The organism is Staphylococcus sp. GDH8C109P (genome assembly GCF_017893405.1).
Classification (GTDB): Bacteria; Bacillota; Bacilli; order Staphylococcales; family Staphylococcaceae; genus Staphylococcus; species Staphylococcus cohnii.
The window spans coordinates 61,743-75,129 of the sequence record NZ_JAESMX010000001.1 but is presented as its reverse complement, the minus strand read 5'-3'; the positions used below and the strand labels follow the sequence as shown (position 1 = coordinate 75,129).

The window sequence follows — 13,387 nt, the reverse complement described above, 5'->3', positions numbered from 1 at the left end:
AACAAAAAAGCTCGTGTTACTTTCACAACCATTTTAATGAGAAAGTAACACGAGTTTGTTTTTATATTTAACTATTAATGTCCATTGATGATAAAGCATAACGATCGTTAGTTTGTTTTAACTCTGGGTAAGTTTCGTTTAACCATTCTTTACTCAATAACTCAAAATGTTTAAATTCAAATGCTGGATGGCACATACAACCCACAAGTGCATAGCCAGCACAATCTTCAATAGACGATGCAAAAATCGTACCTTTTGGAACTACATGTTGCAATACATCACCATTTTCGATATGAGGACCTACGGTTACTTTTTGATAGCTGCCGTCTGGGTATATCATGTGAACAGTTAAAGAAGCGCCTGCATGGTAATACCAGATTTCATCGGCATCTATTCGATGAAAATGTGATATATTATCATGCGTTAAAAGAAAATATATACTCGAATAAGCCGACCTTTGATTTGAGTTATCAGGTATCGCTTTTATAGTCTCTTTGTAATACCCACCTTCAGGATGCGGATGTAATTGTAATTGTTCAATCCATTTTTGTACTTCTTGATTTTTCTCCATGTTATTTCAAATCCACATTATGAAATACATTTTGTACATCTTCTAAATCTTCTAATGCTTCAATTAATTGTTCGAATGTTTCCTGATCTTCTGCCGATAATTCAATATCTGACTGTGGTAACATTTCGAACTCCGCTACTTTAAATGTTTCAACACCTGATGCACGTAATGCATCTTGTACTTGCGCAAATTGATCAGGCTCAGCATATACAATGGTTAAACCATCTTCGTCAATGACATCTCTAACATCTATCTCTTGTTCCATTAAACTTTCTAAGATATCATCCGCTGGCTTGTCTTCAACACCAAATACTGCAGTATGTTCAAACATATAAGCAACAGATCCAGAAACACCCATATTGCCACCATTTTTACCAAATGCGGCACGAACATCAGATGCGGTTCTATTAACATTATCCGTAAGCGCATCTACAATTATCATTGAACCATTCGGGCCAAATCCTTCATATCGCAACTCATCGTAATTTTCTTCGCCGCCACCCTTAGCTTTTTCAATAGCTTTATCTATAATATGGTTAGGCACAGAATATGTTTTTGCTCTTTCTAATGTTAATCTTAAGGCTTGGTTTGATACTGGATCGGGTTCACCAGATTTAGCTGCTACATAGATTTCTTTACCAAATTTAGCATAAATTCTACTCGTATTCTTATCTTTTTGGGCCTTTTTCTCTTTAATATTATTCCACTTACGTCCCATCATTTCATCTCACTTTCTATTTAATGCGTATATCAGTACATCATATTATACAATATTTTCATTATATCACATAGATAAACATGCTACTTTGCTTGTATTTTTTATTGATGTTCTCGCATTAACTTAACTATTTTGTCATTTATTTAAAGTGTACGTTGACAGTTTATCACAAAGCTTCCAATCAAATAGGTTGATTTAAATTAATAAATATCTCATTTTAAAGTTGTATGATAGTAATTTTATAGTATACATAGTGTATTTTTGCACTTAAGTACATATTTTAAAGTGAATTTGAAACCTGCTTGCGTCAATGAATTACAATTCCAGGCTACACCTAGTCACATAAACGCGATTAATATGATGTCATTTCAATCGTAAAAAGGACTAATCCACAAAATATGGAAAAGTCCCTTTATATCGCGTATGAGATTAATATCTCATATTCGTTCACGCAGTACCGTTATAATCTTTAATATTCGTAACTTAATACTGCGCTATTTTTATGTAATTATGCATTTTTTAATATTTTAGTCTACCTGTGCTTCGATTTCATCTAACAAAGTTTGATACTTCGTATTATTCTCCTCAGTCATCGATAAAAATACTTTTCTCTCATCTTTTGTTGAACGTAATTTGCTTACCCGATCTTGGTTAATTAATCGTCGAATTGATGCTAACACTTTTGTTCGGCTCAAATCGAGTTCAGTCGTCGCAATTTTTAAAAATGGTTGCATCAGCATGTTTTGCTGTCTACAATTTTGTTGTATTATTTCCAAAATCGCAATATCATTCATTGTTAATTTATATTTATTTTCTATATATGACATTACTCTATTGTATTTTTTATAAATTTTTAATAACTGTGCCTTCTTTTCATCAGTCATTGTTGCTACACCTCCAAACGCTAGTAAGCAATACAATTTCATTATCTCTAAAAAAAGTAACTCTGTCTTTATCATTTATTTTTATAGCTTTGTCATTATTACGAACGCCAGTAAATTAAATTTTACAAAACATGTTGAATTGATTATATATTTCGAATTTAAATACTCATTTATAAATATCAATAATGTGTACAGTGTTATAATCGATAGCTACACTTAAAGATTTGTCATTAAATGGATGTTCAAACACGCTAATTAGCGGCTTATTATATGCTTCAATTTTTTCTATAAATAAATCAGACCATTGGTATTTCTCACGTAAATTGCATGGTATTACACAATTGATATTTCCATGCACATTGTTATAAGTCTCTTTAAAAATTAAATGCTTTTTTCTAAACTTTAAATCTTTAAAATTTATATTAAACGACATTTTTGTCGCATGATGATTCGATACTTCATTTTCCATAATTTGCCAATCACTAATATAAACGCTAATTTTATCTATTTGGTCAATAATAGTATAAAAATCATGTTCATAAACTTTATAGCGTGTTTTTTCTATCAAACGATGAAACATATTTCCTACCAGTGTACGGAAACCATTTTTATCATATAAATATAAAGTTTCTTTGCCGTTCATTTGCTGTATCAGGTCTACACCGATACCTGAAAAATGTTTTAATATTCTTTTAAAAACGCCGACTAACAATGGTGGACTTTCGATAATATTCATTGACTCATCATGCACTAAAAAATTATTTCTTACATTTAATAAAAAGTAACGCCTTTCCTCCAAACACATTTCTGACATTATTTTTCTTATATAATTAAATTTAAAGATTTCTTTCGTCAACAACATTTCATGAGAATCATTTAAATTTGGTATTGAAAGCTTTTGATTATCTACACAATAGTAATCAAAGCCAATTCTCTTTAACTGTACTTCCAACATTTTAAAAGTATCAGGTTCATTAAATAATTGAGTAATATCAATACCAAATTTCACATTTTCTCTAAACTGTCTGATTTTGATAATATTACGATAAATCTCTTTTATCGGCATTGTACTTAAGTCAAAACAATAACTTATCTTATTAAGCAAATCCTTATTGAAGTTTGTGCTAGTTTGTAAATAAGTCAAATAAGGTCTACAAATCTGATTTATATATATTTCAATGTCTTGACTTTCATAAACTTGAAGTACCAAATTTGCATTGTTTTTTATGATAAAATCAATCGCTTTATATGTTTGTTGTTCAGAAATGTATTTTTGAAAAACTTTGACGTTGATATTGCAATAAATATAAACCTGATTGTCATTTTCAATCAAATAACTCATTTTAGGAACAGTATACAATTGGTACAACTCTGTTATTGTATAAATTTGAATGATTATAGATGAGTTGCGATTATCGGAAAAATAATCAGAGCAAATAGTAATTTCATTGTTTTGCACATCACTATTTTCTAGTTTTTTAGTAAGTTGAGATTTTACTTGATCTTTAAATGTGTCATCCAATGTTTCATAAGGATAATATAAATGCTTATTGTATTTCGTAAGCTTACGATATTGATTGGGTGTATAACCGTAATATTGTTTAAATTTTTTACTGTAAAGTGCTGCACTACTAAAACCGTATAAGTCAGATATTTCTCCAATGGTATATTGATCATTCAATAACTCTTTCATAGATGTCGCCAATTTTAAGGTATCCACATAAGTTTTAAAATTCATATCCAACTTACTATGAAATTGACTGGATATATTTGATTGTGAAATAAAAATATGATTGGCAATTGATTTTAACGTTAATGGTTGTTTCAAATTATGATTCACATAATCAAGTATTTCCCCAGTAATACCAAAGTACGCGTTGTCTGTTTGCTGAGGTAAATAGTTCGAATCTACTTTAGCTTCATTAGCAATAATTTCAACAATCTTGACCATGTAATTTTCATAAATATCCCAACTTAATGTATGATTTAAGTAGTGTTTCGTTAACTCTATTAAAGATTTAGTTAATTGTGCTGTAGATTGAATCAATTTAGAGGTATATTGACAATCAAAAAATGGATAACCTCGTTCTAAAAACCAATCACTCGCAATATATAATAAAATCGTTGTTTCATTTCGTTTAATACTAAAAATTTCTGTATGGTTTACGATTAATATTTCTGTATCAATTTTTACATTAGCGGTAAATTGTTGAATCTCTAATACTCCCTTTATTGGCAATAATAGTAGTAGGCCATCTGTTACACGTTTAGTAGGATAAAATTTATTAGAAATAATATTTAAGCACTGTACTTCCATATTCCAACCTCTCTCATATTCAGTTACACACCACACACATTAAATCATTTTTATAAAAATGATTATTTCTTTAATATTTGCATCTTTTGAAATTAGAACATTCACTGTTTTAGTTTCAAAGTACATGTTTTATCATTACATAATTTTGAATATAATAATTTAATTTGTCAACATAATTTTTCATTCATCGTCCTTAATTCTAAACTTTTTATATTTTATTAATGATAAAATAAGTTGTTATATCACATTATTGCATGATCATAAATTAAACCTGTCGTGACATGACAATCTTATGTAACCTTAATATTATTCAATGATCTTGCTGAAGTAATAGCAACAATAAAGATTAAGGAAAAGCAATAAACTAAAAAACCGTAACTGAATTTTTATAAAATTCAGTTACGGTTTTTAAATTTTTAATCTTATATATTATTTTTTGAATTTGTTCGCTAGTCTTAACACATATTTGATAATGTGTAATAAATTGATGAATAAGTTGAATCCCATTTCTCGTGGAGAAAACTGACCACGTTTCATACGATTAAAATCATATATAGTATATAATAAGAATAACAATAAACCTACTACTGTAATGATTGTATGGAATATTGGATTATGCACAAACATACCGATGATTCCAGCAACAATCAGTGCGACTAACGTAACAAATAAGTATTTACCCATACCTGAAGCGTTATCGACAATGAAATAGCCAATTATACCAAATGCGATAAAAGCACCTATTGCTAGTAACACATTTTTATAAAACACTTCTGGCCCTAAGTTTTGCAAATAAGCTGTAAATGTAGCATAAGACAATAAGCCGACAACTATTGCATATATATGTGAAATAACCAATCCATACTTACGTGCACGATTTGTTAAAACTGTGAATAATACTAATACGAGTAAGACGATAGATAGTGGCTTTCTCCATTCCATAGGTAAAAACTGTCCAAAATAACAGCCAATACCAAAAATAATCCAATAATAAACAAAGAATAACCATACTTTACCATACGCACGAGATTGGGATTTGTCCTTTTTTGATTTAGATTGTTTTTGATTAATTTGTTGTGTTGATTCAGCCAACCAATTCACTCCTTAGATGTTATAACGTTTTACACATTAATTGAAATTAATTTACTAATTCGTATAATCAAAGTGCTTAAACGTCGTTATAGTTTTGTTTTTGATTAAATGTATTACTTTTATTTTCACTATTCCAAGTTAAATCAAACATTTTATTATCAATTCTAAAAAGATATTTAAGTTAATTGAAATTTACACATTTTCAAATGTTACAAAGTAATAATTTTTAAATGAATTCCAAAACTCAAACCCCGTTTAAAGTCCATAACAAAAGTATTTGTTATGTTTACACCCTAACAATCTAAAATGTTAATAATGTTACATCTCTATAACAATAAACACAAGTCGCCTATTTTTTGTTAGTATGTAACATGAATTCAAATAAAGAAAATCAAACAGATATATATAATTTAAAATGAGTTATTTATATAGGTGTGAGGAGGAGTTCTTTTGAAAAAGTTCGCATTTGCAGTAACCGCTGCTTCAGGTGCAGCAGCATTTATTGCTAACCATGAAGCTGAAGCATCAACACAACATACAGTACAATCAGGTGAGTCACTATGGACAATCTCTGAACAATATGGTGTTTCAGTAGATGAGATTAAACAAAACAATAACCTCGATAACAATATGGTATTTCCGGGACAAGTTATCGAAATTGGTGGAAGTGGTCAAAGTTCAAGTTCAAACACTTCTTCACAAACATCAGGTGGATCTTCACATACAGTTAAATCTGGTGAATCATTAAACATCATTGCTAACAATTACGGTGTTTCAGTAGATGCATTAATGTCAGAAAATAATCTAAATGGTTACTTAATCCATCCTGGTCAATCACTTACAATTCCAAGTGGATCAAGTGTTGGCGGTTCAGGTGGTTCTGGTAACACTGCTACACAAACACCTTCTACAGGTAATAATTCTGCTAGTGACGCTAATTTATATGATTGGGGTCAATGTACATGGCATGTATTTAACCGTAGAGCAGAAACTGGACAACCAATTAGTACATATTGGTGGAACGCTGATCACTGGGCTAACAATGCTGCAGCAGACGGCTATACAGTAAACAACACACCAACTGCTGGTTCTATCATGCAAAATTATGAAGGTCCAATTGGTCACGTTGCATATGTTGAGCAAGTTAATCCTGATGGCAGTATTTTAATATCAGAAATGAATTATAATACACCTCCAGGTACAGTAGATTATCGCACAATTCCATCATCTACTGCTTCTAGCTATAATTATATTCATTAAGATAATCAAAATGAATGATTAAAAAAAGAGGAAGGACTTAAACCTCTTCATCAAACAAATATACGTCAATTTCTATGGAAACATATAGAAATTGACGTTTTCTTTTGCTCAATTTTCATCATTCGATTCATTGTTTTGATTAGATAAGTATGTACTACCTTCATCAAAGTTGTGATCATGTTAGATGAATATATTTATGAGTTAATCCTGTACTATTCTCTCATTTAAATTAAAATATATTTTTAGCTTCATTCCCTTTTCTTCCTTTTGTTCAACTATTTCATTAATCACCTTTATCAATTGATTTATTCAACATAACAAAGAACACCACTGTTTATTTTATATTATAATTTCACCAGTGAGTTGAGTAGATTTCTGCGAAAGTGTACCAACCGATTACTACTGTATAAGGAAATGCCCAAGGGAAAGCACGCACAAAAAACTGCCGACAAAATCAGGAATTTTGCCGGCAGACTAAAAGAATCAATCCTATTGTATATGGATTAGTCCTTTATCTTGAGAATAAGAAGTAGGTCTTAAACGCATTATTAAATTTATTTAGTTATTTATGACTAACCCTTGTTAATACTTATAAAACAAGATTGATTACAAAATATATTAAAGCGGCTAATATTGCAGAAATAGGTAATGTGATTACCCAAGTAATAATCATACGTTGTGCAGTATTCCATTTCACACCTTTAATACGGTTAGAAGAACCTACACCTAATATAGATGAAGATACGACATGTGTCGTTGAAAGTGGAAAATGTAATGATGACGCAACAAAAATAGTTAAAGCAGAAGATAAGTCAGCTGCTGCACCATTAGCTGGACGTATTTTCATTATATTTCCACCAACTGTTTTGATGATTTTCCAACCACCGACAGCTGTACCTAATCCCATCGCAGTAGCACAGGCAACCTTAACCCATAGTTGAGGCTCGGTGCTTGTACCTGTTTGGATATTCGCAACTATAAGCGCTAAAGTAATAATACCCATTGATTTTTGTGCATCATTTGTACCATGTGAAAATGATTGTAATGAAGCAGTGAAAATTTGGAAAAATCTAAAATTACGATTTGCTTTCGTAAGATTTGCATTTTTGAAAACTACTTTAACAATTGAATACATAATAAAACCAACACAAAACGCAATAACTGGTGATAAAAGTAATACAATTATTATTTTTGTAAAGCCTTGATAGTGTAGTACAGCAAATGTACCTTGTGAAGCAATTGCTGCACCAGCGATTGAACCAATTAATGCATGTGAAGATGAACTAGGTATTCCAAAAAACCAAGTTACTAAATTCCAAATAATTGCTGCTAAAATAGCAGCTAAAACCACAACTAGACCATTTTCTAATTTAAATGGGTCTACAATATCTTTTGTTATCGTACTTGCAACTCCAGTAAATGTTAATGCACCAATAAAGTTCATAACTGACGCCAAAATAATCGCAGTTCTAGGAGTTAATGCACGTGTTGAAACAGCAGTAGCGACGGCATTGGCTGTATCATGGAAACCATTGATAAAGTCAAATATCAAAGAAAAAATAACGATAGCTACTGTGATAATCAAAATATATTCCATAAGTTAGGACTCCTTAGCTATTTTTCATTATTATTGTTTCAAAGTTATTCGCTACAGCTTGACATTTATCGGCAATTTCTTCTAGACTTTCATAGATCTCTTTGATTTTAATAAGTGTGATAGGATCAGTTTCACTGTTAAAAATATGTTTAATTGACTGACGTAATATACCATCACAGTTAGTTTCAAATTCTTTAATATTAATAGAATGAATGCGCATGTGAGATAATTTTTTATCGACAAGTAAGCCCACTGCTAATTTCATTTCAGCAATAGCTTTTTGGATATTATCAACAAATTCAGCCATATATTCATCTGTATATTCTATAGAGTACATTTCAAACATTGCTGATGTTTCTTCAATTGCATCTAAAACATCATCAATAGCGTTACATAAAGAGAGGATGTCCTCACGTTCAATAGGTGTAATGAATGTTTGGTTTAAATCCGAAATCACTTGATGCATAAGCTCATCACCATGCGATTCGTATGTTTTAATGTTATCTGAGTACGCTTTAAGGTCTAAGTGTGTATTAAAATCCATTTTCCCAAATTCAATTGCTGCACGGTCTAAGTTGAAAACCATTTCTTCAAGTTTCACCATGAACTTATCTTTTTTCTTGTTAAACATTCAAAAAATCCTCCATTTACAGTGACCATTACAATCACCTTCAATAAATTTAAAAAATTACATTCTTTTCTAGACAAATTAAAATTGGCAAGATTTACAATACACCCATTACTTTTTTGATTTATTAATATTATGTAAATGAGTCTTTGCTTATTAGGTTTAAAAAATCTCACAAATGTTGATTTGTCCTTATTTGAAAATAGCACAAATTTAACAATCCTACAATTAAATTTACAAATTCTTAACATTACATTTTCGTTAAATTAATAATTGTGTGTATAATGTTCTGTCGCATTTATATTTTTCAAAAATGATATATAAATTCAGACATCAAAACGCACAATAGCAATAATTGCATAATTACTATTTATAATCAACAATTATTTTTCTATATTTCTCAAAATTAACAGACATAAAATCATTTCTAGGTAACGCTTATCTTTAAATTTATTAAAAGCAAATAAATATTTCGATCAAAGGTTCATTTAATACGCAATAACGTCAAACGTGAATATATTTCTCACTTTTATTACAGTAAGTATGAGTAATCACAAAAAAAGGCAATCCCTTTAGCAAAATTAGGATTGCCACTTTGGCGCTAAGCACGTCATTCATGTCTCAAGCTGCGTATTTTTGTACTTTTTTCTAAATTTTAATCCGCTATAACCGATAAATACAATATTTAGACACTTTTATTTGTCATCGCATTTTTCACACATTGCATTTGAACAGTTTCAATAATCAGATAACCTTTCAACAATTTCATTTTGGTTTGGAAAAACAAACTGTACTTTCGTTCCTTTATTGATTTCAGAATTGATATGAACAGTTATAGCTAATTTTTCTTTTACATTTTTTACAAGATATAGCCCTATACCAGAAGACGTCGTTTCATTACGATTTTTCGTTGAGGTGAAACCTTTATCAAAAATTCTTGGTAAGTCTTTTTTACTTATTCCTCTACCTTCATCTTTAATTTCCAACGTCACATGGTTTTGAATCAGCCTTCCACTTATAAAAATTGTGCTATTTTCACTATATTTAATAGCATTAGAAAGAATTTGTCTTATCATCATCCGACACCATTTCGTATCTGTATATACTTTATAATTGTCGTCAAATTCAAGATCAAAATCAATGCCTTTCGCTTGGCTAATATATCTAGTAATCTGTATTTCATCAATAACTAAACGTTTTAAATACACGTATTCATAATACATATCTTTATTTTGTGACTCTAATCGAGTCAAAAACAGATGTTTATCTAACATATCGTTGATGCGTGTCCATTCAAATAGTAGTGCACGCCTTCTACTATCATCATTTTCTTTTTCAATCAATAATTTCAATGCAGTGACTGACGTCTTAATATCATGCACGAAATCTGTTAACGCAGCTTCAGTAGATTTAATTTGTTGTTTTTGCTCAGTCACTAATTTTTTTTGCGACGTAATTTGATCATATAAATACTCTAACATTTCTTGTTGAAATGGCGTATCTGCCAGTGATTTATGCTTTAACGCTTCGGGTTCTATATTATCATCTAAGTGTTTATAAAACTTAACTTCTTTTAAGTATGTAAATACTAAAAAAATACAACTTAACCCTATATTTAAAATAATTATATATAAAACACTGTTTACATTTAAATCATAATCTAAAAAAGCAATACCTAAAAAGATGAATTGTAAAGTGAGTAACCAAAATATCCAATTTTTCCGTGAACGGAGAAATAACCAAACCCATTTAATACTATCCATGAGCCATGTATCCCTTACCGATTTTAGTTTCAATTGCATCTTTCATATTTATATCTGCAAGTTTCTTTCTTAAACGATTCACATTTACAGTTAACGTATTGTCACTGACAAATGCTTCGTCGTCCCAAAGTGCAGTTATCAATGTGTCTCTGGTTACAATTGTATCTTGTTTTTTTTACTAACATCTCTAAAATAATCATTTCTGTTTTAGATAAGTATATGACTTGATCATCTTTATTGATACTATCCTTTGTAAGATCGAGTGTCGCTTCTTGCCAAGTTATGACCCTTTTCTCATCTATACTAAATTGATAAACACGTCTATATATCGCTTGTAGCTTAGCAATTAAAATATTCGTGTTAAACGGTTTTTGAACATAGTCGTCTGCGCCTAATTCCATGCTCATTACCTGATCCATTGGATTATCTCTTGAGGATAAAAATAAAATTGGTGTGTTTGATATTTCTCGAATCTTTCTCGTCCAGTAAAATCCGTCATATTTCGGTAGTTTAACATCCATAATGACGATTGCTGGTTCCACTGCTTGAAATTTCTCTATTACAAGATTAAAATCATCGATACCATTAACATTAAAATCCCACTGTTCCAACTCTTCACTAAGTTCTTTAAATAAAGTCATATCATCTTCCACTAATAAAATTTCCATAAGCTCACCTCAACTATTTTGTATATTTTATATTTTCTCCAGAATTAATTCGACCTTGGTAATGTTTAATACGGCAATCAATTTCAAATCCTCTCATCATTAAATCTTGAAAAGGTGACTGTAATAAATAATATATTGGCCAAGTTAATTTCGGAATATAATCAAACAGGTGTACGATGACTTGTTGTGTGCCTTTTAATTTGCGAAACTCTAATTTCCCTTGTTTTTTTAAATTCGGTTTTACAATACTACCACTTACAAGATACAACGTTATGATATCTTTTTCAGTCTTCGCCTTACGAAGTACTAGTATAGGATTACGCTTATTTTTCATATAAACGATAAAATTATCTCCTTGTTTTGCTGTATGTAATAATGTTCCTTTCGTTTCATCTAACCATTTAAAATAATATGTGACCATTTGATTTAATGTCCAATTCATCGGTAATTGTATACTTAGCGCACTTCTTACATCATCGTATTTTGACGTTTGTAACTCAACTGCTACATGTGGGCGTGCCACTTGTGCTGTCGTCTCTTCTACTTCAGTGCCATATGCCGATAAACGTCTTTTCGTTTCAACATCGAAACGACTACCACTAATATATATAATCTTGCTCACACCTTGTTTTGCCGTAGCTCTACCAAAATTATCCGCGGCTATCAAATTGATATCCCTAGCAGTTGCATGTGTTAGCTTAGCAGAATGCTTGGTAGGATCTAAATAAAATATTGCAATGTCTATATCTTCCATAGCAGTTAAAACATCATTATAGTTATAAATATCCTTTTCAAGCCAAATAATTTCTTTATATTCTTTTTCTTTAGGATACTTTGACAATGTGTATAAGACGCCTTCATCTTTAATGGATTCAATTAGATTCTTTCCTATATATCCTGTGACGCCCGCAAGCAATATATTTGGTTTCATTATGCGACACCCTTTATCATATATTTTTCTTATTTTAAGTATTCCCTAGTAAATTCATGTTAATGATGTTAAGTTATACTATAACTGAGTTTTAAAAATTGGAAATGAGGAGTGGACATATATGGTTCATCAAATTCGAGAAATTGGTATCAACGATATAGAACCTTTTATAAAACTATTAAGTACAATCTATGATGAATCTGATTATTTGATATACAATCCTGGCGAATATGCGCCCTCTAATACAGATGCTATCGCCACTTTAGAACATTATATAACTTCTCCCTCTAATGCAATTTATATTGCAGAAAACAACGGTGAACTTGTAGGATTTGCAATTGTCACTACCGAAAATTTCGAACGTACACGACATGAAGCACATTTTTCTATGGGCGTTATAAGGCATTATCGCGAAAAAGGATTAGGACAATCATTAATTAATTCCATAGAAGCATGGTGTCTCAATCATGACATTCACCGTATTGAAGTTGAAGTCGTTCCCGAAAATTCGACCGCTGTTGATCTATTTAAAAGTGCAAACTATCAAGTAGAAGGAGAACTCAAAGACAAATTGTTTATTGATCGTCGCTATTATAATAAATATATCATGGCCAAATTACTAATTTAATAGATTAAATGTAATAAGTTAGTAAATTTTTCCTTAATTGTAGTTTAATCGTTTTTTGATAATTATCCAAATAACAACACATTCTGTTTGAAAATTCCAGTAATAAAATCGTTATAGAATTATATATGATACCAAGACAAACTTAGCGAGCAACTTCTTTTGATTGTCACCCCCACATACTTCTATTTCATTCCCAAACGTATAGTCAAAATGAACTAACAAATAAATATGAATCTATTCAATATTTATAAAAACACTTCCGTATGAATACATCTCATTTGTATTCAACGAAAGTGTTTTTTATTTCAAAATCTTTATAAAGTTGAGGTT

Annotated in this window: 11 protein-coding genes and 1 pseudogene; 2 read left to right on the top strand and 10 right to left on the bottom strand. The window is 30.3% G+C overall.

The features are described from left to right. Nucleotides 1–67: 67 nt before the first annotated feature. The 5 genes from KA867_RS00360 to KA867_RS00340 form a co-directional block, all read right to left on the bottom strand. Complete coding sequence (locus tag KA867_RS00360; protein ID WP_210136686.1) at nucleotides 68–571, bottom strand: cupin domain-containing protein; 504 nt, start codon at nucleotides 569–571, stop codon at nucleotides 68–70. A 1-nt stretch (nucleotide 572) separates the two neighbouring features. Further along, nucleotides 573–1,289 (bottom strand): YebC/PmpR family DNA-binding transcriptional regulator, encoded by a 717-nt coding sequence (locus tag KA867_RS00355; RefSeq protein WP_210136685.1) that lies wholly within the window; start codon nucleotides 1,287–1,289, stop codon nucleotides 573–575. Nucleotides 1,290–1,816: 527 nt separating this feature from the next. Next, nucleotides 1,817–2,173, bottom strand: coding sequence for a transcriptional regulator, SarA/Rot family (locus KA867_RS00350; RefSeq protein WP_107386436.1), 357 nt, complete (start codon nucleotides 2,171–2,173; stop codon nucleotides 1,817–1,819). Between the two features lie 166 nt (nucleotides 2,174–2,339). Beyond that, nucleotides 2,340–4,490, bottom strand: a complete 2,151-nt coding sequence (locus KA867_RS00345; protein ID WP_210136684.1) for a helix-turn-helix transcriptional regulator — start codon at nucleotides 4,488–4,490, stop codon at nucleotides 2,340–2,342. Nucleotides 4,491–4,919: 429 nt separating this feature from the next. Continuing rightward, nucleotides 4,920–5,582: a Bax inhibitor-1/YccA family protein gene (locus tag KA867_RS00340; RefSeq protein WP_210136683.1), complete on the bottom strand. Its 663-nt coding sequence runs from the start codon at nucleotides 5,580–5,582 to the stop codon at nucleotides 4,920–4,922. A gap of 450 nt (nucleotides 5,583–6,032) precedes the next feature. Here KA867_RS00340 and KA867_RS00335 point away from each other — a divergent pair, with 450 nt between their 5' ends. Then, nucleotides 6,033–6,842, top strand: coding sequence for a CHAP domain-containing protein (locus tag KA867_RS00335; RefSeq protein ID WP_210136682.1), 810 nt, complete (start codon nucleotides 6,033–6,035; stop codon nucleotides 6,840–6,842). Nucleotides 6,843–7,431: 589 nt separating this feature from the next. Here the strand turns inward: KA867_RS00335 and KA867_RS00330 are convergent. The 5 genes and pseudogenes from KA867_RS00330 to KA867_RS00310 form a co-directional block, all read right to left on the bottom strand. After that, nucleotides 7,432–8,439 carry an inorganic phosphate transporter gene (locus KA867_RS00330; RefSeq protein ID WP_210136681.1) on the bottom strand — a complete coding sequence of 336 codons (1,008 nt, stop codon included), beginning with the start codon at nucleotides 8,437–8,439 and terminating at the stop codon, nucleotides 7,432–7,434. Between the two features lie 13 nt (nucleotides 8,440–8,452). Beyond that, entirely contained in the window at nucleotides 8,453–9,070 is a 618-nt protein-coding gene (locus KA867_RS00325) for a DUF47 domain-containing protein (protein WP_019468170.1), read from the bottom strand. Between the two features lie 734 nt (nucleotides 9,071–9,804). Then, a complete protein-coding gene (locus tag KA867_RS00320) occupies nucleotides 9,805–10,830 on the bottom strand; it encodes a sensor histidine kinase (protein WP_210136680.1) in 1,026 nt (341 codons plus the stop codon). Continuing rightward, a pseudogene (locus KA867_RS00315) lies at nucleotides 10,823–11,498 on the bottom strand (response regulator transcription factor). The gene KA867_RS00320 and the pseudogene KA867_RS00315 overlap by 8 nt, the downstream one beginning before the upstream one ends. 13 nt (nucleotides 11,499–11,511) lie before the next feature. Next, nucleotides 11,512–12,429, bottom strand: coding sequence for an NAD-dependent epimerase/dehydratase family protein (locus KA867_RS00310; RefSeq protein ID WP_210136679.1), 918 nt, complete (start codon nucleotides 12,427–12,429; stop codon nucleotides 11,512–11,514). Between the two features lie 121 nt (nucleotides 12,430–12,550). Between KA867_RS00310 and KA867_RS00305 the strand changes: the two genes are divergently transcribed. After that, nucleotides 12,551–13,057 carry a GNAT family N-acetyltransferase gene (locus KA867_RS00305; protein WP_210136678.1) on the top strand — a complete coding sequence of 169 codons (507 nt, stop codon included), beginning with the start codon at nucleotides 12,551–12,553 and terminating at the stop codon, nucleotides 13,055–13,057. Nucleotides 13,058–13,387: the final 330 nt, after the last annotated feature.